The sequence below is a fragment of the Microcoleus sp. PH2017_05_CCC_O_A genome (genome assembly GCF_020738785.1).
Lineage (GTDB): Bacteria > Cyanobacteriota > Cyanobacteriia > Cyanobacteriales > Microcoleaceae > Microcoleus.
In genome coordinates this window covers 1-23461 of the sequence record NZ_JAEQCB010000008.1, presented here as the reverse complement: position 1 = coordinate 23461, position 23461 = coordinate 1, and the positions used below count along the sequence as shown (strand labels likewise).

At 47.1% G+C, this 23461-nt stretch carries 19 protein-coding genes; 11 read left to right on the top strand and 8 right to left on the bottom strand.

Annotation, left to right across the window (positions count from 1 at the left end; translation table 11 throughout):
* Positions 1–145: 145 nt before the first annotated feature.
* Together JGK20_RS02785 and JGK20_RS02780 are read right to left on the bottom strand one after the other, a co-directional pair.
* The gene (locus JGK20_RS02785) at positions 146–1318 is read right to left on the bottom strand and encodes a DUF4335 domain-containing protein (RefSeq protein WP_293185213.1); all 1173 of its coding nucleotides are present in this window, start codon (positions 1316–1318) and stop codon (positions 146–148) included.
* Between the two features lie 2 nt (positions 1319–1320).
* Positions 1321–1947 carry a DUF3038 domain-containing protein gene (locus tag JGK20_RS02780; RefSeq protein WP_293193075.1) on the bottom strand — a complete coding sequence of 209 codons (627 nt, stop codon included), beginning with the start codon at positions 1945–1947 and terminating at the stop codon, positions 1321–1323.
* 239 nt (positions 1948–2186) lie between these two features.
* Between JGK20_RS02780 and fraC the strand changes: the two genes are divergently transcribed.
* Positions 2187–2708, top strand: coding sequence for a filament integrity protein FraC (gene fraC, locus JGK20_RS02775; RefSeq protein ID WP_293229307.1), 522 nt, complete (start codon positions 2187–2189; stop codon positions 2706–2708).
* Between the two features lie 130 nt (positions 2709–2838).
* Here the strand turns inward: fraC and JGK20_RS02770 are convergent, their stop codons facing one another.
* Positions 2839–3348, bottom strand: a complete 510-nt coding sequence (locus JGK20_RS02770; RefSeq protein WP_293185209.1) for a hypothetical protein — start codon at positions 3346–3348, stop codon at positions 2839–2841.
* On the opposite strand from JGK20_RS02770, the gene JGK20_RS02765 reads away from it, so the two are divergent.
* Positions 3340–3471, top strand: coding sequence for a hypothetical protein (locus JGK20_RS02765; RefSeq protein WP_293185208.1), 132 nt, complete (start codon positions 3340–3342; stop codon positions 3469–3471). The genes JGK20_RS02770 and JGK20_RS02765 overlap by 9 nt on opposite strands.
* A 98-nt stretch (positions 3472–3569) precedes the next feature.
* Here JGK20_RS02765 and JGK20_RS02760 read toward each other — a convergent pair whose 3' ends face one another.
* Entirely contained in the window at positions 3570–5777 is a 2208-nt protein-coding gene (locus JGK20_RS02760; protein ID WP_293193071.1) for a cation:proton antiporter, read from the bottom strand.
* A gap of 731 nt (positions 5778–6508) precedes the next feature.
* On the opposite strand from JGK20_RS02760, the gene rpsB reads away from it, so the two are divergent.
* The 5 genes from rpsB to fusA all read left to right on the top strand — a co-directional run bounded on the left by rpsB (position 6509) and on the right by fusA (position 15652).
* Complete coding sequence (gene rpsB / locus JGK20_RS02755) at positions 6509–7336, top strand: 30S ribosomal protein S2 (protein ID WP_293185206.1); 828 nt, start codon at positions 6509–6511, stop codon at positions 7334–7336.
* Between the two features lie 420 nt (positions 7337–7756).
* A complete protein-coding gene (tsf, locus tag JGK20_RS02750) occupies positions 7757–8419 on the top strand; it encodes a translation elongation factor Ts (RefSeq protein WP_293185205.1) in 663 nt (220 codons plus the stop codon).
* A gap of 708 nt (positions 8420–9127) precedes the next feature.
* The gene (locus JGK20_RS02745) at positions 9128–10069 is read left to right on the top strand and encodes a hypothetical protein (protein WP_293205007.1); all 942 of its coding nucleotides are present in this window, start codon (positions 9128–9130) and stop codon (positions 10067–10069) included.
* A 167-nt stretch (positions 10070–10236) separates the two neighbouring features.
* Complete coding sequence (recG, locus tag JGK20_RS02740; RefSeq protein WP_293229305.1) at positions 10237–12723, top strand: ATP-dependent DNA helicase RecG; 2487 nt, start codon at positions 10237–10239, stop codon at positions 12721–12723.
* Positions 12724–13567: 844 nt separating this feature from the next.
* The gene (gene fusA, locus JGK20_RS02735; protein WP_293185202.1) at positions 13568–15652 is read left to right on the top strand and encodes an elongation factor G; all 2085 of its coding nucleotides are present in this window, start codon (positions 13568–13570) and stop codon (positions 15650–15652) included.
* Here the strand turns inward: fusA and JGK20_RS02730 are convergent.
* A complete protein-coding gene (locus tag JGK20_RS02730; RefSeq protein ID WP_293205001.1) occupies positions 15637–15945 on the bottom strand; it encodes a hypothetical protein in 309 nt (102 codons plus the stop codon). The two genes, fusA and JGK20_RS02730, sit on opposite strands and share 16 nt — an antisense overlap.
* Positions 15946–15997: 52 nt before the next feature.
* Between JGK20_RS02730 and JGK20_RS02725 the strand changes: the two genes are divergently transcribed.
* Together JGK20_RS02725 and JGK20_RS02720 are read left to right on the top strand one after the other, a co-directional pair.
* Positions 15998–16642: a Uma2 family endonuclease gene (locus JGK20_RS02725; protein ID WP_293185200.1), complete on the top strand. Its 645-nt coding sequence runs from the start codon at positions 15998–16000 to the stop codon at positions 16640–16642.
* Positions 16643–16881: 239 nt separating this feature from the next.
* The gene (locus tag JGK20_RS02720) at positions 16882–17316 is read left to right on the top strand and encodes a hypothetical protein (RefSeq protein WP_293220687.1); all 435 of its coding nucleotides are present in this window, start codon (positions 16882–16884) and stop codon (positions 17314–17316) included.
* Between the two features lie 94 nt (positions 17317–17410).
* Here the strand turns inward: JGK20_RS02720 and JGK20_RS02715 are convergent, their stop codons facing one another.
* Together JGK20_RS02715 and murF are read right to left on the bottom strand one after the other, a co-directional pair.
* A complete protein-coding gene (locus tag JGK20_RS02715) occupies positions 17411–18049 on the bottom strand; it encodes a Uma2 family endonuclease (RefSeq protein WP_293229303.1) in 639 nt (212 codons plus the stop codon).
* Positions 18050–18207: 158 nt separating this feature from the next.
* Positions 18208–19590 (bottom strand): UDP-N-acetylmuramoyl-tripeptide--D-alanyl-D-alanine ligase, encoded by a 1383-nt coding sequence (murF, locus tag JGK20_RS02710; protein WP_293196745.1) that lies wholly within the window; start codon positions 19588–19590, stop codon positions 18208–18210.
* Positions 19591–20519: 929 nt separating this feature from the next.
* On the opposite strand from murF, the gene JGK20_RS02705 reads away from it, so the two are divergent.
* On the top strand, positions 20520–21797 hold the full coding sequence (locus tag JGK20_RS02705; RefSeq protein WP_293204998.1) for a hypothetical protein: 1278 nt from the start codon (positions 20520–20522) through the stop codon (positions 21795–21797).
* 285 nt (positions 21798–22082) lie between these two features.
* The gene (locus JGK20_RS02700) at positions 22083–22418 is read left to right on the top strand and encodes an RNA-binding protein (protein WP_293185195.1); all 336 of its coding nucleotides are present in this window, start codon (positions 22083–22085) and stop codon (positions 22416–22418) included.
* A gap of 253 nt (positions 22419–22671) precedes the next feature.
* On the opposite strand, the gene clpS is transcribed toward JGK20_RS02700, so the two are convergent.
* Positions 22672–22953: an ATP-dependent Clp protease adapter ClpS gene (gene clpS / locus JGK20_RS02695; protein WP_193976163.1), complete on the bottom strand. Its 282-nt coding sequence runs from the start codon at positions 22951–22953 to the stop codon at positions 22672–22674.
* Positions 22954–23461 lie beyond the last annotated feature (508 nt).

The following is a 23461-nucleotide window of genomic DNA, read 5'->3' as shown; positions in this document are numbered from 1 at the left end:
GTTTTGTCTGTGTAGACGCGGTTTCTAACCGCCGAGTCTTCTACGAATCCGGCGATTTTAACCGCCGTCTTTTCTTCAACCCGCGGAGGCGGGTTTTGTGTGTGTAGACGCGGTTTCCAACCGCCGAGTCCTCACTACAAACCCTTTACCAAGGAGTGACAGCCGCAGTACCGCCCGGTGCAATAACTACTCGGAAATCAGCCAGCGGTTCCGCAGGCGGCCTAGTACCAACCGGTTTGTAAAGCAACTCGGACAACGGCGCTTCGGATCGATCGACTGCTGCGGAATTTTCCGACTTGTAACCGACAATCGCCCCATCTTTAGCCACACTCACCCGATAAACCAACTCCGCATCAACAGCAGGCTGATTCTTCAAAACTCCATCAATTTGCTGGGAAAGTTTCCCCTTCAACAGATCGATTTCGGCCGTATCGGTAATCGGCACGGCTGCCGCCCCAGGGCTTGCCAAACCTTCAGCAACAGGAGTGGGCGTGCTTTCCGGCGAAATGTTTGACTGCGGTGTGGCCAAGGGTGAAGTGTCCGACTGCGGCGAAGTGCTCGGAGTTGGTGAACTCGATTCAACAACTTTCGGAGTTTTATCCCCAAGCAAACCGTCAGCCGCAGGCGTGGGATTGGGATTCGGCGAACCCGAACCACCGGAATTCGGCGTGCCGAGATTTTGGCCGGCCCGATTGGGCTGCGGCACTGGATCTCTCGGGCGCTGGACTTCCGGCACTGGTACCAAGAAAAACGCCATCGCCGCCAAAGCCAAACTCGACACCCCCACCACCGCAGGCAAACTGCGCTTCGCCAAAGGTTCGGCAGACTTGATATAGCGCTTGGAAATTGGGGTTAATTGCAGCGACAATTCTGGCAGCGTCTGGGTGTCGGCAAAAAATTGATCGATCGCCTCTACCAAATCAAATAGCTGTACCGTCGTCAAATCTACCTGTGCCGACAGTTCTGTTTTTTGATCGATTTGGGTGGCGCTGTCAGATCCGGCGGGTAGAACGGTCAAACGGTGGGAATTCCCGTCAATTCTGTGCAACTGTACCATACCCAAATTCGGGCCATAGCGATCGGGATAATGCACTCCGCTCATAAATTCTTGAGCGTAGCTGCTGACAGTCCTCACCAAGCTTTCAAAAAACTCCCGTCCCCCATTGAGGGGCTCACCGAGGCCTGTCACATAGCATTCAGCGCTCATTAATATCGAAAGCACCGGCCGCATTTCTAGCTGGCTGGCTGCCGAGCCATCGCTCAACCCTTCTAGAACCAGGGTGCAATTTGGCAGACTGTACTGACGCCTAATAGTCATTTTTATTCAATTTCTCCATCAAACAGGCTAACCCAGAAGCGCTGCATTCCGGCTGTGCCTGTACAAAATAGCAGTTTGCTCAACAAGTTTAAAGCTAGTTCGTTGAGCTTGTCATCGGAATCGTAAGCTACAACCACCGATCGCTTGGGGTTCATGCGCGATCGAAAATGAGCTCGAAAGCGTTCTAAATACTCCGCAAGCTGCAAGTTCTGACTGAGGGGCATATTTCTCGATCGCAACTGTTGAGAATCTAGCAGCAACTGCCGAATTGTCGCAGTTAACTTGCGCGCCATATTGCAGGCGATCGCCACCAGCGCCTTTGCCTCCACAACTGTCAGGGAGCGGCGTTGGGCATAGCGTCTCAGCGGATTAGTATTTCGCATCTGCCAAAAGGCAACGCGATTTTTGACAATTGACTCCAATTCCAGCTCCTTTGACACTGCCAGCATTTCTTCCGCACCTCCGAGATACAAGGCCTCGATCGCCAGCAACATCAAATCAATTTGCAATCTAGTCCGGCGGGGACACCCACCCTCATTCGGCGACAAATCTGGCAAACTGTCTAAAATCAACGGGTTTGACTCGGTAAGCGAAGTTTCTGACGGCATTAAGATCACGGCAACATCCATTTCAACACACTATACGGACAGGCGGGGTCTTGGCCCAGGTAATTTTTGAACCGGAGACTCCTCTGGGATACTTTATTTCTATCGCTCAGTTCTATATTCTGATTTTAATTTAGCACCATTAGCCGCCAGTGGCTTAAGTGTCACCAGAAGAGCGATCGCTCTTCAAAGAGGGGCTGGAGCATACAGCGGTTTTGTAGTGTGTCAGGTACGATCGGGAAGCAGACATAGGAGCAAAACTAATGATTGCAACTGTTTTCCCGTTTCGGACTGTGTTGGTACAAATTCTAGCCATGTTTTTGGCGATCGCGATCGAATCATGGTTCTTGCAAAAGCTACTGAAACTCGGCCCCAAAACCAGCGTTGAATATGCAGCCATCCTCAATCTCTCTTGCACTTGTATCGGTTGGCTAGTCTTCTTCGGCCTTGAAAGCGTGCTTTCAAAAGATTTACGGGAACGGCTGATCGATTATATATTATTAGGAGGCGAGCGAGATTTTTACTTCATAATAACTGGCATCGCCCTCTCGATACTGCTAGTGACTTTTCTCGCAAAATGGCAAGCATTAGAACTGTTAGAAAACACGCTATACGGGAAGAAAAAAACTGCTGTTCCTACTGAATTCAAACGCTCATTCACCCTCACCCGCCGTCCTCCGAAAAGAAGTTTTCAAGTCACCACCCAATTTGGAGCAATTTTCATCTCTCACACTGTTAGTAATTGCCTGATTCTAACCATGTTATTTTTCCAAAGTATCGATTAATTTTAGATTTCAGATTTACTCCACAGATAAATCTGGATCTTCAACTTCTTCGATCGAAAGTTTTAGGTTGGAGCCCGATCTGTCCAGGGCTTCTACCCGTTTTCTGACGGTGCGATTGAAATCAACACCTTTAATGTGGTTGCTTCTGCTGAGGTTTCGCCACCGCTTCTTTTTGAGCCGTAAAATTAGTAGCCGCCGCCCGATCCGTCAGACTAATTTTTCCGTTGAGGCTGTCTTTTTCCACAACTCCTCGCAGTTTAACATAGCTGTTTTGACCGATCGCAGCGGACTCGCTGCAACCCGTTAAATTAGGTACGACACCCGACAAGCTCAATCCTTGATTTTCCCACTTCCCTGCTAAAGAAGGTTTCTCCTCGGCTGTGTTTGCGCGATCGCCCTCGCTGTTACCCGATCGCAAATTACCGCTCAAATAAACACCCGATTGCTCGATTGTCAAGGTCAAAGTATCAGATTTCAGACATTCCGGCAAACTTTTAGCATCAAAGCGATAACTTCCCGCAATTGCCGGAGCCGCTTTTAAACTTGTTTCGCCGTAAGCAGTTACCACTTTAAACAGCAGCGAAACCGAGCCGATCGCAATCCCGTAAAATGCCAGGGATTTAAGGCTTAAATGATTCATAATCTTGGGAATGGGGAATTGGGAATTGGGAATGGGGAATTGGGAATTGGGAATTGGGAATTGGGAATTGGGAATTGGGGATTGGGAATTGGGAATTGGGAATTGGTAGCACCTCACAAATAACCAACTGCCAACTGCCAACTGCCAACTGCCAACTGCCAACTGTCAACTGCCAACTGCCAACTGTCAACTGCCAACTGTCAACTGTCAACTGTCAACTGTCAACTGTCAACAAGTACCGAAGCCAAGTGCGATCGCACTTTCACGTAACAGCGCGCAATCAGCAGCGAAGAATGACACTGCACCGCCAATTCATCAGTATACCGTCCGAGAGTTTGGCGTTCAATTCCCCACTCCCGACTCGTACCCGCGATCGTCAAATCAGCATTAGCAGAAGCCGCCACCACCGCTTGAATCGGCTCAGCAGCCTCCACAATCGGAGTTTCAATGCGCGATCGCACTTCTACCGGCAACCGATCCATAACTCGCTGAAACTCATAACTCAGCTCATTTCCCTCTGCCCCGTCAACCGCCACCCGCAGCACCGTCAAACGACGTTCCTCGCTATTAACCAACAGTCTCAGCGCCAATTCCAACCCTAAATCATCGTGAATATTTGCCGCATAAGGCACTAACAAATTATTCAACCGTTCCCTACCTCTGTCAACAAAAATTGCTACATCCACAGTAGCGTTGCTGAGAATTTGGCCGACACGCCCTCCCAAACGGTTGCTGCTAAAAGTCGGCCTGTGCCATCCTACCAAAATCAAATCCGCGCGATCGAGTTCCGCAATTTGCGCCGTTTCCCGCGCCACATCTTTAGTAACCCGAATGATTGGGTGCACGAATTTTTTCGCATCCGGCAATTCCAAACTCTCTATCAATTCTGATAATTTCGAGCGGCGTTCCTGAATAATGCGATCGGCTTCTACGGGCGTACTTTCAAAACCATAATTTTCATTTAATTCGATCAAACTCAGAGGATGAACCGCCGCCGACTGCAAATCGCTACCCCCTGTATCCGCAGCAGGCTGCGCCAGGGCGATCGCCAATTGCAGCAAACCTTTCTGCGTGCTGGGATTAGCAACCGGGACTAAAATTCGATACTTGGGCAGCAATTCTCTATTAATTTCTTCGCTTTCTCCACCCATTGGCGAATCTTTTAATTCTGAATCATCATCCGAACTTACTTCTGAGATATCTAACCGAATCAGCTTTTTCGGATAAGTCCACTCCAACAGTGGCGAAGTCATAAAAGTTGTCACTAAAGCCATAATGACTAACATCGTAAATAGCAGCGGCGAAACCACCCCCAGAGAAAGACCGATATTCAGCACAATCAGTTCAGTCAAACCGCGAGTATTCATCATCCACCCCAGCGCTGAAGCTTCGCGGTTGCTGATGCCGCAGACTCGGGCAGCAACGTAAGTCCCGAAGTATTTTCCAATAATTGCTACTCCCAAAACTGCCGCGCACAGCAGCCACAATTCGGGACTATTGAGCAGGCCGATTTGAGTCCGCAAACCGCTGTAAGCGAAAAATATTGGCAGCAGAAATATCAGGACAAAATCTTCTGTTTTCTCAGCTAATTCTCTGGTAAGTCCGGCATTTTTTGGCATGGCAGCACCCAGCAAAAACGCACCGAAAATTAAGTGAATGCCGATCCATTCAGTAATTAAAGCTGATGCTACAACTCCCATGTAAATGCCGGATAGCACTAATTGAGATAACTTGCCGGTGCGGTTGTAGTGCTTGGAAAGCCGTTGCAAGAACCAGCGGACTACAGTCAGCATGAAACCGATGTACACTATAGATTCAAAAATTGTCGGTAAAGCCCCAACCATCGAGTTAGTGCGCGTAACTGCGATCGCCACCGCCAACAAACACCATGCCGTCACATCGTCTACCGCAGCGCAAGTCAGAGCTAGCGTCCCCAATTTGGTATTCTGCAAGTTGTGCTCTGTAATAATTCTTGCCAGCACCGGAAAGGCAGTAATTGACATCGCAGCGCCCAAAAACATCGCAAATGCTGTAAACGAAACGCTATTATTTGAAACTATCGGGTACAACAGCAGTGCTAGGAAGCTTCCCAGAGAAAATGGCACTAAAATGCTGACGTGTGATGTTAAAATTGCTACATCTAAATTGTTTTTTAGATACTTAGGATTGAGTTCTAAACCAATCAAAAACATGAAAAATATTAGCCCTACCTCAGATAACACGTTGAGGAAAGGAACGGCCTCCGCTGGAAAAAGTGCTGCTCCTAAATCTGGTGCAATCAAACCGAGGAGAGAAGGCCCGAGCATAATTCCTGCTACAATTTCTCCAATAACTTGAGGTTGTTTGATCGCTCGAAATGCTAAGCCGACAAGTCGAGAAAGTGCGATGACAATTAGAACTTCAAGCAGGACGAGAATGGGGATGGGCATGGCGTTTTTAGCTTTAGGTTTTTTGCGGATCGAGAGGGCGTGGCATTCAGTTGACAGTTGACAGTTGACAGTTGACAGTTGACAGCTTACCCGCTCGCTTAGAGAAGGGATGAGGGCGACCTCTACCTGAAAGGAAGAGGATTGGACTCATGAATAGTCTGATTTTAATTTCTCCCTAGAAGGGTTGCGTTTAAACCAATTTTTTCTAGTAAAGCCGACAGAATTGCCGATCGAATAAAATCGATAAAAGCTCGATCGAACGAAAGAAGGCACAAGACACGCAGCTTCAACGCCATTCTCTCACAAGCTCACGAAAGCTTCTGCAACCTCGAACCTGGATTTTTGGTTTTTTCAGAAGCGGTTGCTAGTAACTCTAACCGTATCGTGCGCCCCCCGCACCCAACCCGCCGACTACATCTCATACCATTTTAGATTTTAGATTTTGGATTTTAGATTGGGAGATGATTTACTGGTCATGGGTTGGGATCTTCCCTACAGTTGCATGATTTTGGAAAAATGGCATCGCTCAAGTCGGTGCACACCGTCCACGCAACCCTACGGAAAACCCTACCCTACGGATCTAAGATAGTCAGAAAAAGTGGTGCTTCTGGTGATAGACTAGAAAAGTTGTTTAAATTCGCACATCCGGGTTTTCGGGTGTTTCGAGGGCGCAAACCCTCAGAAATACGACCGGGTGGAGGATTAACCCGAATACAGGAGTTAAAAATACAATGCCAGTAGTTAGTTTGGCTCAAATGTTAGAGTCAGGGGTTCACTTCGGACACCAAACCCGTCGGTGGAACCCGAAAATGGCTCCCTACATTTTCACAGAGCGCAACGGGGTTCACATCATCGACCTCGTGCAAACCGCTCAGCTTATGGAAGACGCCTACGAGTACATGAGAGTGGCCTCCGAAAAAGGTAAAAAGTTTTTGTTCGTCGGTACAAAGCGCCAAGCTGCCGGGATTGTAGCCCAAGAAGCTCAACGCTGCGGTGCTTACTACGTCAACCAGCGCTGGCTGGGGGGAATGCTCACCAACTGGACAACGATTAAGTCCCGCGTCGAGCGCCTCAAGGATTTGGAGCGCCGCGAGGAAATCGGCGCCCTAGATTTGTTGCCGAAAAAAGAAGCTTCCGTGCTGCGCCGAGAAATGGCAAAACTCCAGAAGTATCTGGGCGGAATCAAAACTATGCGTAAGATTCCCGACGGAGTTGTCCTAGTAGACCAACGCCGCGAGTATAATGCTGTGTTGGAATGCCAAAAGCTGGGAATTCCCATCGTCTCTCTGTTGGATACCAACTGCGACCCGGATTTGGTTGACATTGCGATTCCAGCAAACGACGATGCTATTCGATCGATCAAACTGATTGTCGGCAAGTTGGCTGATGCCATCTACGAAGGTCGTCACGGTCAACAAGGCGGCGACTCTGACGAAGACTACGACTACGAAGGTGGTTACGAAGGCGCCGAATATGATGGCGAAATCGAAGAATTGGATGACCCTAATTATGTAGATCCCGAGGACGGCGACACTGACAGCGAAGAAACCGAAAGCTAGTATTGCTATCGGCATCTGACACCAAGCAATTAAAAATTAAAGATTGAAAATTAAAAATTAAAAATCATAATTTTTAGTTGGACATTTTTAATTTTTAATTTTTAATTGTAAATGGCATTAGTCTCGGTCATTAGTAGATTTCTGACAAAAGCATTCCGCAGTGTGAACACCAAAATTAATTAGGGTTCTACACCTACCAAATCCGCCAGAAGGCTGACTTGCTATTTCTTAACTCTTGTCTAATCATTAACATTAAGGTTCACGAGCGGGACGCTCGCACTCCTGACTAATGATAAGGTTCGCGAGCGGGGACAGCACTAACGACTAATGACTAACGACTAATGACTAATGATAAGGTTCGCGAGCGGGGACGCTCGCACTAACGACTAATAACTAATTTTGATTGGGAACTTAAAGAAGATGGCGGACATATCTGCAAAACTTGTTAAAGAACTGCGCGACAAAACCGGCGCGGGGATGATGGACTGCAAAAAAGCCCTCACCGCAAACGATGGCAATATCGAAACATCAATTGAGTGGCTGCGGAAAAAAGGTCTGGCTGGGGCTGACAAAAAAGCAGGACGGGTTGCCTCAGAAGGACTTGTAGGCAGCTACATTCACACGGGCGGCCGCGTGGGAGTGCTGGTGGAAGTTAACTGCGAAACAGATTTTGTGGCACGGCGCGAAGAATTCCAAAGTTTAGTACGCAATATTGCAATGCAAATTGCAGCTTGCCCGAATGTGGAATACGTGAAAGTTGAAGATATCCCCGCTGAAATTGTCGAACGAGAAAAGGCAATTGAAATGGGCAAAGATGACTTGGGGAACAAGCCGGACAATATCAAAGAAAAGATTGTTCAAGGGCGGATTGACAAGCGGATGAAAGAGTTATGTTTGATGGATCAGCCTTTTATTAGAGATCAAAATATCTCGGTGGAAGAGTTGGTGAAACAAACGATCGCCCAAATTGGCGAAAATGTCCAAGTCCGCCGTTTCGTCCGTTTTGTGTTGGGCGAAGGCATTGAGAAAGTAGAAGCTAACTTTGCCGATGAAGTGGCCGCCCAAATGGGTGCTGCTCAATAATCGAAAATTTAGATTAAAAACTAAAAATTAAAAATGTGAAAACCTAATTTTTTTGCATTTTTAATTTTTAGTTTTTACACGACTACAGAAATAGGTACGTAGTTGCGCTTCAGCGCTCTTGGTACGTAGTTGCGCTTCAGCGCTCTTGGTACGTAGTTGCGCTTTAGCGCTCTTGGTACGTAGTTGCGCTTTAGCGCTCTTGGTACGTAGTTGCGCTTTAGCGCTCTTTATAATATTCCGAAAGAGGGCGTTGCTCGATCCGGGTATGAAAATGGGTAACTTGAAAATTCAGAAGATTAACTTAGTTGTTTCATTTTTTCACATTGAGTCGTTTGTACCGTAAATTAGCGCCGGAGCGCTGAAGCGCAACTACGTACCCAAGAGTCGATATTTTATGACTATCCGGGGGATGTGAGGGGAATCGAGTTTTCACATTGAGTCGTTTGTACCGTAAATTAGCGCCGGAGCGCTGAAGCGCAACTACGTACCCAAGAGCCGATATTTTAGCGATATTTTACGACTATCCGGGAGATGCGAGGGGAATCGAGACTCAGCTAGAAACCGAGAGATAAAAAACATAAAAATGTTGGAGGCGATTCTTGAAACCTATGCCCGATTTCTAACCAGAATTAACTCGACAATCAGACAATTTGTGGCAAAAATCGGGTTGTTTTGCCGATCGTCCTATTTGAATTTTATAGGGGATATATGGTGGGATCCAGAGAGCGCATAGAGCAAGATTTGGCAGGACTCGAAGAGGCTTTAGCAGCCTTGAATCTAGAGTTTCGCAGTACCTACGATGGTTATTTAACTGCCTTGGGACAAGCGGTGCGAAAGCAGTTGATTTTGGCTTGCTATCACCTTTGCACTCAAGCGGTGCCGGAGTCGTTTCTCAAGTTGTCCTTCGACGGGCGGCAAAAAATGCAGCAGTCTGTAAGGCGTTTGGCTGCGGCGTCTCAAGAAAAATTGCGATCGCTCACGACTGAATCAGAAGTAGAGGAAGAGGAAGAGGAAGAGGAAGAGGAAGAAATAGATGAAGAAATAGATGAAGAAATAGATGAAGACGAGTTTGGCGAGGAAGAAATCGAGGAAAACGAATTCGTCGAGGAAGAAATAGAGGCAAACAACGAATTTTCCGCTATTAACTATCAATTTCCAGCAACAAACAATCAATTACCAATTGCCAATTCCCCGCAAAGTTTGGCGCGCTGGCAAAATAGTATTGAAAAGTCGATCGCCCAGATTCTCAAGCTGCTGTCTCGCGACACCAACCGCTTGCTCCAACAGTCGGAAATCTTGCCCAGTCAATTGCCAGAACAGGTTCTAGAAGCTGCTTCTGCTGCTGAATTGTCCGCCGACAGCGTGGCGGGCCCACCTAACCTATTAAGCTTAATCATTGAAACAGATAGTTCACCAGCACCGCCAAACTTGGGAAAAAGACCCGGTATTAATGCTTTGCACATTACAGCAATTAAACTGCGGTTGTCGGAAATAGAGTTTGCCGATCCGGGAACATCGGCTTGGCGCCAACAAATTCGCAACCTCTCTGCAAAGTTGAACTCCCTCGGTCGCGATTACCAGAAAAAGCAGCGGGAAATGGCGGTGGTGGAGGCTGAGTCGGCTTGGCGGTTGAGTTGGTTTGAAGATTAGTCAGTGGACAGTGGACAGTTGACAGTTGACAGTTGACAATTGTCTGGAATTATTGAGCTATGATTAATAACTAATGACTAATGACTAATGACTAATGACTAATAACGTTCGCGATCGGGGACGCTCGCGCTAATGACTAATGACTAATGACTAATAACTAATGACTGATGACTAATAACCAACCAGAATGGCAGCGATTGCAAAAAGCTCTTTCCGTAGAAGCCGATCGCGGATTTAACGACATCCAAGGCAGTCAATACCGCTTCAGCGAGTTTCTCGGCCTGAGTTTGAGACAGTTGGCAGGCGCTGTCACTGGTTCTTCGCGCGATCGCGCCAGACAACTTGCGGTGGAATTTGACATCTACCCTCAGAAAGATCTCGAAGGGCGCCAACATTCGATCGCCATTACAGTCAGTTTCCTCAGACAAATGGAGCAAGTTTGGGAAGAACAAACGACACAAGTCAGACAAGAAAACGCTGCCGATTCAAGCACTCCAGCCGTTTCCGTTCCCCGAACCGCACCGCTTAACACAGCACCTCCACCGCCTAGCTTGACTTTAGATCAACCGTTAACCCGCGTGACAGGCATCGGCCCCGCCAACGGCAACCGCTTGCTAAAACTCGGTTTAGATACCGTATACGACTTGCTTTACTACTATCCCCGCAACCACATCGACTATGCAAAGCAAGTACGAATTCGCGAGTTAGTAGCGGGGGAAACTGTCACTTTAATCGCCGAAGTCAAGCGCTGCAATTGCTTTTCTAGCCCGAAGAATAAGAAATTAACGATATTAGAAGTAATTTTAAAAGACAGTACCGGAGAAATTAAAATCAGTCGCTTTTTTGCCGGGCCTCGCTACAGCAATCGCGGCTGGCAAGAATTCAAAAAGCGCGAGTATTGTACTGGTGCGATACTTGCTGCTTCGGGGTTGGTAAAGCAGGGTAAGTATGGCATTACCCTAGAAAATCCTGAGTTGGAAGTCTTAGATGACTCCGGCGGTGCGATCGAATCTATGAAAGTCGGCCGCCTGATTCCTGTTTATCCGCTGACGGAAGGGGTGGATGCGGGTTCGGTGAGGCGATCGATCTTAGCAGCAATTCCGGCCGCGAAACTGTTGCCAGAATCGCTACCGGAGGATTTGCGCGAGCGTTACGGCTTAATGGGTTTAGCCGATGCGGTGGCAAATATTCACTTTCCGCTCGATCGCGATTGCTTGTCCGCCGCCCGCCGCCGCTTAGTTTTTGACGAATTTTTCTACCTGCAATTAGGCCTTTTAAAGCGCCGCCAAACCCAAAGAAAAGCTCAAGCTAGCGCAGTCATCCTTCCTAGCGGGAAATTGATCGAACAGTTCTATCAAATCTTGCCTTTTGCGCTGACAAATGCCCAGGAAAGAGTCATTAACGACATCCTCAACGATTTAGCTTCGCCCCAGCCGATGAACCGATTAGTGCAAGGCGATGTCGGCGCTGGCAAAACAGTCGTCGCTGTAGTCGCAATGCTAGCAGCAATTCAATCCGGCTATCAAGCCGCTTTAATGGCGCCGACAGAAGTTTTAGCAGAACAGCATTATCGGAAATTGGTAGGCTGGTTTAATTTGATGCACTTGTCTGTCGAACTGTTAACTGGTTCGACAAAAGTAGCCAAGCGCCGGGAAATTCACAGCCAGTTAGAAACCGGAGAATTACCTGTTTTAGTAGGAACTCACGCGCTGATTCAAGATACGGTGAATTTCCATAAATTGGGTTTGGCTGTAATTGACGAACAGCACAGATTCGGCGTGCAGCAGCGTGCTAAATTGCAGCAAAAAGGCGAATCTCCTCACGTTTTGACGATGACCGCAACTCCCATTCCTCGGACGCTGGCGCTGACTCTGCACGGCGATTTAGACGTGAGTCAAATTGATGAACTTCCCCCCGGTCGGCAGGCGATTCAAACGACTGTTCTGTCTGCGAAAGAACGCCTCCAGGCTTACGATTTGATTCGTCGGGAGGTGGCGAGCGGCCGTCAGGTTTATGTGGTTCTGCCTCTGGTGGAGGAGTCGGAAAAGCTGGATGTGCGATCGGCAATTGAGGAAAAAGAGAAACTCGAAAAAAGTATATTTCCTGAGTTTAAGGTAGGTTTGCTCCACGGTAGGATGAGTAGCGCTGACAAAGATCAGGCGATTACTAAGTTTAGAGACAAAGAAACTGATATTTTAGTATCTACTACTGTGGTGGAAGTGGGAGTAGATGTGCCGAATGCAACGGTAATGTTGATTGAAAATTCGGAGCGTTTTGGACTGTCGCAATTGCACCAGTTGCGGGGTCGAGTCGGTCGGGGCAGCAATCGTTCTTATTGTTTGTTAATGCCCGGTTCCAAGGCTGCGGAAGCTATGCAGAGAATGAAGGTTTTAGAACAATCTCAAGATGGATTTTTTATTGCAGAAATGGATATGAGATTGCGCGGCCCAGGTCAGGTTTTGGGAACTCGACAGTCTGGTTTACCGGATTTTGCTTTGGCGAGTTTGGTGGAGGATCAGGAGGTTTTGGAGTTGGCGAGGGAGGCCGCGCAAATGGTAATTGAGAATGATGAAACTTTGGATGAATGGCCGGTCGTGCGGGATGAGTTGGAACGGCGATATCAACGGATGATGAGTGGCTCGATTTTGACTTAGGCTCAAATACGACTGTAGTAAAATTGGTTTGTAGTGAGGACTTTAGTCCTTTTTTTGATGCAGGCTAAAGTCCTCATTACAAACCTACTTTAGGATCGCGAATTAAATAACTTACAATTTTAATTGTTATTGTGAGATGGGCGTCCCGCCTGTCCTTTTTGAACGGGCGGGACGCCCATCCCACAAAATTGTGGAAGTTATTTAATTCTCATTCCTTAGTTCTCTCTTTGATGCGGACTAAAGTCCTCACTACAAACCTACTTTCGTTCTCTCTTTGATGCGGACTAAAGTCCTCACTACAAAACTACTTTCGTTCTCTCTTTGATGCGGACTAAAGTCCTCACTACAAACCTTATGGACAAAAGTATAAAATATCGGTTTATGATGACACAAATTCCGCTATTTTATGTTATAGTAGATTTACTAACATCAGGCATGAATGTCAAAAATCAGGTTTCTTGTGACAGACTCAAGTAAAATCCTCTATTTTTTGTCAAGAAACCCACTGTATAAGCTTTTGCTGAGAATGATGCAAAATATCAGGTTTGGCGAAGGGTGGCGCAGGCGAATTTGTTGGGCGTGAGTGCCTCAGCCCAACCTACTTTGTGAGAGGATTTTGCCCTAGCTATAGGGTATTTTTATGAGTTGTCAGGCTTGGGCCACTTATTGATCCAAGAATCCTTCCCAGGAATGACCCAGAAGTGTCAAAATTAAGATAGTCCTGAGAAAAACAGGGAAAAGGAAATCCAGCCAGTACAGGCTGGTAAGGCAGAATTAATTCCTCGCTTGTCAAGCTTGCAGGTGGTCGCCGACGGTTCGTCGCATTTAATCTCAACAGTAATTTATGAAAGATCTCACTCGTTATCGAAATATTGGCATCTTCGCCCACGTAGATGCTGGCAAAACCACCACAACTGAAAGAATCCTGAAACTGACAGGCAAAATCCACAAAATAGGTGAAGTACACGAAGGCGCGGCGACGACTGACTTCATGGAACAGGAGCAAGAGCGCGGGATTACGATTCAATCCGCTGCTACTACCTGCTTCTGGAACGAGCATCAGCTCAACATCATCGATACTCCCGGACACGTCGATTTTACGATCGAGGTTTACCGTTCGCTCAAGGTTCTCGATGGCGGTATCGGTGTGTTCTGCGGTTCCGGTGGAGTTGAACCGCAATCGGAAACTAACTGGCGCTACGCTAACGATTCTAAAGTTGCTCGTATCGTCTATATCAATAAGCTCGATCGCACGGGCGCAGATTTTTACCGAGTTGTCAAGCAAGTCGATAAAGTCCTCGCAGCTAAACCAATGGTAATGGTTTTGCCGATCGGCATTGAAGACAAATTTTGCGGCATGGTCGATTTGCTCACCCGCAAAGCATGGATCTGGGATGATTCGGGCGATCCGATGGGCTACACAATTCAGGATGTTCCGGCCGATATGGTCGATGATGTCGAGAAATACCGCGAACAGTTGATCGAACTGGCTGTCGAGCAGGATGATAACCTGATGGAACAGTACCTCGAAGGCAACGAGCCGAGTATCGAAGACCTCAAGCGGTGCATCCGCAAAGGCACCCGCGACATGGCATTTTTCCCCACCTACTGCGGCTCGTCGTTTAAGAATAAGGGCGTCCAGTTGGTACTCGATGCAGTCGTTGACTACCTCCCGAACCCGATGGAAGTTACGCCTCAGCCTGAGGTGGATCTCGAAGGCGAGGAAACAGGCAATTTCGCGATCGTGGATCCAGAAGGCCCTTTGCGCGCCCTGGCATTTAAGATTATGGACGATCGCTTCGGCGCTTTAACCTTCACCCGTTTGTACTCCGGTAAGATATCCAAAGGCGACACCGTACTCAACACCGCCACAGGCAAAACCGAGCGCATCAGCCGCTTGGTAGAAATGCACGCCAACTCCCGCGAAGAAATTGATTCGGCTCAAGCAGGCGATATTATTGCGATCGTAGGTATGAAAAACGTCCGCACCGGACACACCATCTGCGACCCCAAAAATCCCGCAACCCTAGAGCCAATGGTGTTCCCAGAACCAGTCATCTCCATTTCGGTCAAACCGAAACTCAAAGGAGGCGAAGAAAAGATGGGAGCCGCGCTCACCAAGATGGTACAAGAAGACCCATCTTTCCACATGGTCACAGACGAAGAAAGTGGCGAAACCATCCTCAAGGGCATGGGCGAACTGCACCTCGACATCAAAGTGGACATTCTGCGACGCACCCACGGCGTCGAGGTAGAAGTTGGCGAACCGCAGGTAGCCTACCGCGAGTCCATCACCAAACGCCTCGAAGACAACTATGTCCACAAGAAACAATCTGGTGGTTCAGGTCAATTTGCGAAAATTGGCTATATCGTCGAACCCGGTGAAGTTGGTAGCGGCTTCGTGTTCGAGTCAAAAGTAACTGGTGGTAGCGTACCGAGAGAGTATTGGCCAGCCGTGCAAAAAGGCTTCCAAAGCTGCATCGATGTGGGCGTCTTGGCTGGTTTCCCCTGCTTAGACTTGAAATTCACCCTGGTTGATGGAGGTTTCCACCCGGTTGACTCTTCAGCAATGGCCTTTGAAATTGCTGCTAAAGCCGCCTACCGCCAATCTGTACCCAAGGCTGGGCCTCAGTTGCTGGAACCGATCATGAATGTCGATGTCTTCACCCCAGACGATCACATGGGCGATGTCATCGGCGACCTCAACCGCCGCCGGGGCATGATGAAAGCTCAGGAAACCGGACAAACAGGAGCGCGGATCAAGGCTGATGTGCCGTTGAGCGAAATGTTTGGCTACATTGGCGATTTGCGTACCATGACATCTGGGCGCGGTCAGTTTTCGATGTCTTTCTCGCACTATTCTCCTTGTCCGAGCAATATCGCTGAGGAAGTGATTAAGGATGCGAAAGAGCGTCAAGCTGCTAAGTAGTGTGTTGAGTGCGATCGAATAGTGCGATCGTAGTCCACGAACAGGTAGCCAGAAACCGGGTTTTTTCCGAAAATCTTCGCCGCTGCGACGAAATTAGGTGAAAAACCCGGTTTCTTCGATTGTCCCCAAGGTAGCCAGAAACCGGGTTTTTTTCCGAAATCTTCGCCGCAGCGACGAAAGTAGGTGAAAAACCCGGTTTCTTCGATATATGCGTCCACGAATCTTAATTTTATCTGCGTTGATTTGCGTTGATTTGCGGTTTCGGGCGATCGCAGATTGATGAAATAAGTCAAGTATCATATTTGCTAACATACAATTAATAATTTAAAACCGAGGCAGGTAGCCATGACAGCCACCCTGATCCAGAATCAAACTAGCGGAATTCTGCTGAAAAACATTAGCTGGAAAACTTACGAATCCCTGCTGAATGAGTTAGGGGAACACGGAGGAATTCGCCTGACTTACGATCGAGGAACATTAGAAATTATGACTCCTTTAGCACCCCATGAAGGTAGTAAGAAAATTTTAGGCCGTTTTGTGGAAAGTGTGAGTGAAGAATTAAACATCGAAATTCGGAGTTTGGGTTCTCTAACTTGTCGGCGCGAGGATTTGGCTCGCGGTTTGGAGCCGGATCAGTGCTACTATATCCAAAATGAGAATGTGGTTTGGGACAAAGAACAAATCGATCTCAATCAAGATCCGCCACCAGATTTAGTAGTGGAAATTGACGTGACTAGCAGTTCGATCGATCGCCTTTCTTTATATGCAAGTTTAGGCGTACCGGAAGTTTGGCGCTACGACGGAAATCGTTTAATAATTTATCAACTGGAAGCACAGGAATATGCAGAAAGAGATGTTTCTCCGACTTTTCCTTTTTTGTCGCAAGTTGAGATGCTGCGCTTTTTGGAATTGAGGAGGACTACCAAGGAAAATGCTTTGCTGCGGTTGTTCCGGGAGTGGGTGAGGAATGAAATTCAGTCAGGGGAGTGATATCAATTCCGGTTACACGACCTATGATATAGAGGAGACGGCAGTGCCGTGTCCCTACCCAAAATAATATTGTAGGGACACGGCAATGCCGTCTCCTAATACCCTATCGCTAATGTTCTCCTCCATCTCAATTTTGATAGAGATGCAACGTGCCGATCGCCTGGCCGCAAAACTGCGAAAATTAAATATTGACCCGGATACAATTTAGCAAGTTTATTTCATGAGATAGCGAGGTTGAAATGGCCGAAATAAATCCCGATCGCACTACTGGTACAATTGCGATCGCCGTTTGCGCTCAATCAAACGGGCAGTATCTGTGTCAGATATCATCATCTCTGAGCGATCGCCCCAATGATACCATGAATTTTTACGGACAAACGAAAGAACACGCGATCGCGATCGCCCTAGAACATTTAGCTGACGAATATCGCGAAAAAGCAGAAGAGTCTCAGAATATAGATTCGCTTGCCGTGGAACTTTCAGATTCAGGAGAACCAATTAATAAATATTATCATGTGATTGTACACTACGAAGAAATTTCGGAAGCAGAATCTAAGTTTGAGGCAGTACACAATACAATAATGGGAAATACGATAGTTGAGAATGCCAGACTTGCAGCCATTGAGATTGATCCAGATATTGAAATCGAGCCGTTAGAGCGATCGGGATATTGAGGGATAAAATTTTACACAATCTGCGGGTCACAATCAAGTTTTGTCGTCAAAAAAAGCGGTTTCCGATCTGCATCCAGGATTAAAATAAACAGGACTATTGATTTTGATTAATTTGGCTTTTTACCCAATTCCGAAATGCTTTAACTAATTCCAAATAATCCATTGTTTCCGCCTGTGCCAAAAAACTGACAATCTCTAAAATAGCAACACTCGGAAATGCTAAACTGATCTCGCACTCGACATACCCTTGACTCTCCAATCTGTTAATTCTGAGCCGCGAACCGTTGTAAATCCAAACTTCCGGCACTCCCAGATCGGCATAAATCTGCAAGGTATTGTCGGATCTGCTGGTAACATCAATTTCCACCACTAAATCCGGGGGCGGATATTGACTCATATCGAGTCGTTTTTTGCCTTTAATTGCACTAGCATTCTGGATGTAAAAACAATCATCCGGTTCTACACCAATGAGTTCAGGACGTTTGAATGTCGTAGAACCCAGAGGTTCAATTCTCACATCTAATTCTTCAGCTAATGTTTCAACAAATCGACCTATTACTCTTTTGTAAATTTCGTGTTCAGGAGAAGGCACCATAATTTTCAAATTGCCGCGATTGTATCTCAGTCTAATTGGCCTATCGCCGATTTCGGCAAGCAAAGTTTCATAAGTTTGCCAACTGATATTCGATAGCTCAACTATTTGTTCGGGCGGACTGAGAGTTTTAGCAATCATGGGGTTACTTTGGTGAAGAGTTCGTAGGCGCAAGCCGGGGCGTAGCGATCGCACTTTTAAACTAAATCATATCATCTCAAACATAGGTTTGTAGTGAGGACTTCAGTCCGCATCCGACGAGAGAGGACTGAAGTCCTCACTACGAACCAAATTGCTAGTTATTGGCCTGCAAAATCGGCACGGAACTTCTGGACAACTCGATTCAATTCCACTGAATGAGAAGCTTTAAATAAAATACGATCGCCCTTTTCAACAAATCCCAACAACCGCTTTGCTAAATCTTCCCGCCCATCGGGCGCCGTAATATCTCCTATCTCCACAAAAGGCACGCCCGCCGCACCCGCCGCCATCGCCGCCGCTTCCTCAAAATCCGCAAACACAAACAAAGCATCGAGGTTTAAATCCCGCGCCGCCTTTCCCACTTGTCGGTGAAATTCGATCGCCCTTTCGCCCAATTCCTTCATCGTACCCAACACCGCAATCCGGCGCTTTCCCGGAGTATCCGCTAACAATCTCAGCGCCGCCAACATCGACTCCAAACCAGCATTGTAAGTCTCATCCAGAATCACAACATCCTGCGGCAAATCGTAGCGGCGCGCCCGTCCATCCGGTAACTGTACAGACAAACCTTGCTGTAAAACTTCCCAATTAATCCCTAAAACTTTTGCTACCGCCAAAGCCGCCAAATAATTTACAGCATTGTGCCTTCCAGCCAAGGGCAGCGGCAATTCCACACCTTCTACAAGCATTGTATCATTATTCAGCAATTCCCCGCACAAATCGCCGCCTTCTAATCCGTAACTTAAAGTTTTTCCCTGCCAAACTTGCGCCGCAGTTGCCATTAATCTGTCAGAATCGTGATTGAGAATAGCAATACTTTCAGCAGGCATTTCCGCTAACAGTTCGCACTTAGCTTGGGCGATCGCATCTTCCGAACCCAATCGCCCGATATGCGCCGTTCCTACATTAGTAATTACCGCCACAGTAGGACGCGCAATTTGCGACAGCAGCGCAATTTCTCCTAGCCCGCGCATTCCCATTTCAATTACAGCATAATTGTGGGTCGGCGAAAGCTCTAACAGAGTTTTCGGGACTCCAATTTCATTGTTGTAGTTATATTGAGTTTTCAGAACATTTCCGCTGGTTGACAAAACCGCCGCAATTAATTCTTTGGCAGTAGTTTTACCTACTGAACCAGTAACACCAATTATCGGTATACTGAATTGGTCGCGCCACCAACGGGCGATCGCCTGGTAAGCTTTTAAAGTATCGTCAACGCGCAACAGCGGAAAATTGGGAACTTCTGCTTGGTAAGTGCGATCGACTACCGCAGCAATCGCTCCCAAATCCCGGGCTTTTGCCACAAACTGATGCCCGTCAAAATTTTCTCCCCGCAGCGCTAAAAATACTTCGCCCCCCTCAATGGTGCGCGTATCTGTAGCAATACCTGTCCCTACAACTGTCAGAACGTCCTCAGACACAGCAAGCAAAGGTACAGTTAAAATTTCAGCAAGTTGGGCGATACTTACGCGACAGACCATATTACCAGCACTCACATTTCAAATCATTATTTTCACAGCTAATCCTACCTCGCCCCACCTCACATTTAACTGACACCAGTTCAAAAAAGAATGCAAGCTTTGCCCGGAATCTAAACCCTGGGAGTCCTCAGTCATTCCCATCGCCAATCGCAAATCGCCAATCGCAAATGGTATAAGAGGGGGCTGCCGACTAGGATTGACCTTGACACTCTTCAACAGTTGACAGTTGACAGTTGACAGTTGACAGTTTGAGAGCGACATCTACCCTTAAGTCCGAGGATTGGAGTAATGAATAGTCTGATTTTAATTTCTCCCGAGCAGGCTTGGGGCTTTCAACCAATTCTTTCGGGTAATAATAAATCCTCTGCCCAGCCATAAATTATTTAGAACACACCCACAATCTTTACCAATAATTTACAAAGTTTGTGGTGATTTTAGGCCTTGCTAATTGCAAACAATTCATGTCATGCTGGTGTTGACAAATAGTTTAACTAACAATACTTCGGACAGTTTTAGATCTGGTCGAGCCTCCGAATGTTTAAGTTCAGCCCTAAGTTTCAGAAAATGCGTAAAAAATGGCAGGGCTTACTCGCTCTCGGCTTACACGGCCGTTAAAAAACTGTCCGAAGTATTGAACTAAGTAAAAAAGATCTGCTTAAGGCGATCGCCACTTCCACCCCTAAGCCTCGGGAGGCGAGAAGCTCGGTTGACCCTACCCAACAACGGATACAAGCCCTCGACCTAAGTCGGGGAGAGATTAAAATTTTAGACTACAGTTGAAGCTTCCAGATGAATCTGTGGAGTAAATCTAAAATCTAAAATCTAAAATCTAAAATCGGTTGACTCAATTGTGGTGCTTCATCTGCCAATTCATATCTGCCAATGGCGCTTAAAGCTCCTGCCCAATCCTTTTGGAGGGTTAATCCACAGTGAACGACTATAACAGACAGAGCCAGGAAGAAGAACAGCTACTTTACAACCACTGGCTGGAGTTGGTACAAGTAGAGCAGCCGATCGAACTAATCGACCGTTTTCGCACTTTGTTTATCTACGGTAACGGATATCGCGATCGCACCATCGCTGAAGCACTCGAAAAAATAGCAGCCTCACCATACGCCCAACAAGAATTCAAATACATCCTCAACCGTTGCTGCCACATCCTGATCAACCGCTGGCAAACATACCCCGGCAAGCAAGCAGCTATCCCGGAATTGATCGCTCTGTTTGAAGAAGCCCCCAAAATATTATCTCGATATAGTCGATCGCGCCCTACTCACTCCATCCCCCAATTAGTCAATCAATTTACCCAAAGCGAACAATACCTCACACTCAAACGCTTAGCCAAAGTCATCACCCACAGTAATGAAGACAGCAACGGCAAAACTCCCGCCAGCCTAGCCCTCGGAACCTTAATTCCCCGATACCCTTACCTCTACAAACACTGCCTCCTCAGCGACGACAGCACCTACGAACAGCAAAAAATTATTCAAAAAATCCAAGCTCAAAAGCAGCAGCAATTTGAAATCGACCTCTCACAATACGTTGCTCACCAAGTGAGAAAAGCCCAAGCAGCCCGCCGGCATACCTCAATCTCCTTCGGCAGAAGTATACAGACTATAAAAAACCCGACGCTGTTGAGCGACCCAGAGCTGTTCTTTGCCCTCAAGCAATTTGTCGGAAAAGTCGAAGGAGCCGATACCTACCGACAGCTAGCCGGCCGCTTCATGGCGAACACCAGCACAAGTGTGTCCTACAGATCCTTTAAAGACGACTTATACGAATACCTAATTTCTTCCGTCACCGACGATGGCTACGGCAAACGTCAATTTAACGAAAAACTGTATAAACAACTACAAAATACCTTTCCCCACAACGATGCTCAGAAGTTCAACGAATTTTTAACGATCAGAACTTGCAGCCAGTTATTGAACTTTTTAGTAGTAGAGAGTCCTGCGCGGCCGAACCACTTTGTCTTCATCGACCTGATCTCAAACCTCGGGCCCACCCAAACCACAGGTTTGCTGCTGAAAATCGTGCTAATTTGTGGCAAAGTCAAGCCCTACCTAGAAAAGCGGTTGGCAATTTTGTTCGGTCACTACGAATTTTGTACCCGAGAAGGCCTGGTGTGGTTAGTCAAAGCCTTGGAAAACCTGAATCTCGCTTTGAGTACCAATTTTGGGAATCTAGACGTATCTTTCCTGCGGTAGCCGGTCTGTCCCAGAACTTTCTCGCGTTCGAGTTTGACAAAACATCACAGCTCAAAATCCGGTTTCTGAATACCCTCAAAGTTTGAGATTGAATTGTAACGACTTAATTAAGTGGCCAAAGCTACTCAAAAGACGCCATTCTGTGTTAAAATTCCAAGTGTATCAGATTCGGTTGCAGGCTTTGTTCATTGCTACAGAATTGTTTAAAAACTTGCCCTTCTGTATCGGCAGGGGACTCTCCGAAACTGAAATCTTTGCACTGTCTAATTTTTGGAGTTATTCCTCATGTCGATATACGTCGGTAACTTATCCTACCAAGTTACCCAAGAAGACATCACCACCGTCTTCGCCGAATACGGAACCGTTAAGCGAGTACATCTACCTACCGACAGAGAAACCAGTCGCCCCCGCGGCTTTGGTTTTGTAGAAATGTCAACAGATGCCGAAGAAGATGCAGCGATTGCTGCTCTCGACGGAGCAGAGTGGATGGGTCGCGATCTCAAAGTTAACAAAGCTAAGCCCCGCGAAGATGAAGGCGGCCGGGGCGGCGGCAACCGGGGCGGCGGCGGCCCAGGCAAATTTGGTCGCGGCGGTGGCGGCGGCGGCGGCGGACGTTATTAATTTCCTAATTAATTTCCGACGATCGAGATTTGAGATTGGAGAGCTGAAATTTGGGATCGAGGCCACCTAGCTTTGAACCACCGTCCGAATAATTTCCGGCCCGGTTGCTCCCAACCTTTACTCTTCCAGTCTGGCGATCGACCGCATTAAATATACCAAAAAGCCAAGGTTAGTCCCTTGGCTTTTTGGTATGAGGCTATTCAATATGAGTTAAAAACTCGGTGGGTTAAGACTTTCAGGTGCCTCTAGTTTTCTAATCATCAGGTTCGATGCTGCTGCTCAATCCGTGATTGTTGAGCGTTTCAGCATAAAACTCAGCGTGTTCGAGAGCGCAAACAATCACCAGTCCCAGCCCGTTGGTGTGGGCTTCCATCATCACATTTACAGCCTGTGGCTGAGTCAGACTGGGTACCGTCGCCATCAAAGTCTGCACCACGTATTCCATGGGATTGAAATCATCATTGTGCAGCAGCACGCGGTAGCGCGGCGCAAGCTTGCGGACTGTAGAAGGCTTTTGAATAATTTCGACAGACACTAATCTATACCTCCTGACTTGTAGGATGTTAAAATTTTTGACACTCCCTGCCGTTGATGCGAGGGGATTCTTCGTTCATCAACCCAAGTTGCTGAGATAGGCTTACACCTAAAACAGTAGATCTCGAACTAGGACGAAGCTGGTATCGCATTAATTTCGATCGATAATCTTGAGCTGGATTCCTCCGCTGTGAAAGAGTATCTCACTTTCAGTTATTTTATTGAAATTTCCAAATTCAGACAAGGCAGCCGCCTAGCCGATCGCGAGCTGTCAACCATACCAAACCCAGAAGAAGTGTCCTAAGCCCGCAGCCGCCCCCTGTCTAGGGTCATAATAATAGAGACGCAAGATCGGTTAAAAATAAAAAACTACCAAAATTAGGGGGTTAGAGCCTCGTCCTTCTAGGACTACTTTATTCTAGAAATCCTGTTGCCATTTTGTAGAAATTGGGTAAAATCAAACAAGGAGGTGATGCAAGTGTTCAATCTGACTTATGAATTCAAATTGA

Bases quoted from the DNA above. Each gene is read 5' to 3' on its own strand.
- JGK20_RS02785 (WP_293185213.1), bottom strand. From the start codon at position 1,318: ATGACTATTAGGCGTCAGTACAGTCTGCCAAATTGCACCCTGGTTCTA.
- JGK20_RS02780 (WP_293193075.1), bottom strand. From the start codon at position 1,947: ATGGATGTTGCCGTGATCTTAATGCCGTCAGAAACTTCGCTTACCGAG.
- fraC (WP_293229307.1), top strand. From the start codon at position 2,187: ATGATTGCAACTGTTTTCCCGTTTCGGACTGTGTTGGTACAAATTCTA.
- JGK20_RS02765 (WP_293185208.1), top strand. From the start codon at position 3,340: ATGATTCATAATCTTGGGAATGGGGAATTGGGAATTGGGAATGGGGAA.
- JGK20_RS02770 (WP_293185209.1), bottom strand. From the start codon at position 3,348: ATGAATCATTTAAGCCTTAAATCCCTGGCATTTTACGGGATTGCGATC.
- JGK20_RS02760 (WP_293193071.1), bottom strand. From the start codon at position 5,777: ATGCCCATCCCCATTCTCGTCCTGCTTGAAGTTCTAATTGTCATCGCA.
- rpsB (WP_293185206.1), top strand. From the start codon at position 6,509: ATGCCAGTAGTTAGTTTGGCTCAAATGTTAGAGTCAGGGGTTCACTTC.
- tsf (WP_293185205.1), top strand. From the start codon at position 7,757: ATGGCGGACATATCTGCAAAACTTGTTAAAGAACTGCGCGACAAAACC.
- JGK20_RS02745 (WP_293205007.1), top strand. From the start codon at position 9,128: ATGGTGGGATCCAGAGAGCGCATAGAGCAAGATTTGGCAGGACTCGAA.
- recG (WP_293229305.1), top strand. From the start codon at position 10,237: ATGACTAATAACCAACCAGAATGGCAGCGATTGCAAAAAGCTCTTTCC.
- fusA (WP_293185202.1), top strand. From the start codon at position 13,568: ATGAAAGATCTCACTCGTTATCGAAATATTGGCATCTTCGCCCACGTA.
- JGK20_RS02725 (WP_293185200.1), top strand. From the start codon at position 15,998: ATGACAGCCACCCTGATCCAGAATCAAACTAGCGGAATTCTGCTGAAA.
- JGK20_RS02720 (WP_293220687.1), top strand. From the start codon at position 16,882: ATGGCCGAAATAAATCCCGATCGCACTACTGGTACAATTGCGATCGCC.
- JGK20_RS02715 (WP_293229303.1), bottom strand. From the start codon at position 18,049: ATGATTGCTAAAACTCTCAGTCCGCCCGAACAAATAGTTGAGCTATCG.
- murF (WP_293196745.1), bottom strand. From the start codon at position 19,590: ATGGTCTGTCGCGTAAGTATCGCCCAACTTGCTGAAATTTTAACTGTA.
- JGK20_RS02700 (WP_293185195.1), top strand. From the start codon at position 22,083: ATGTCGATATACGTCGGTAACTTATCCTACCAAGTTACCCAAGAAGAC.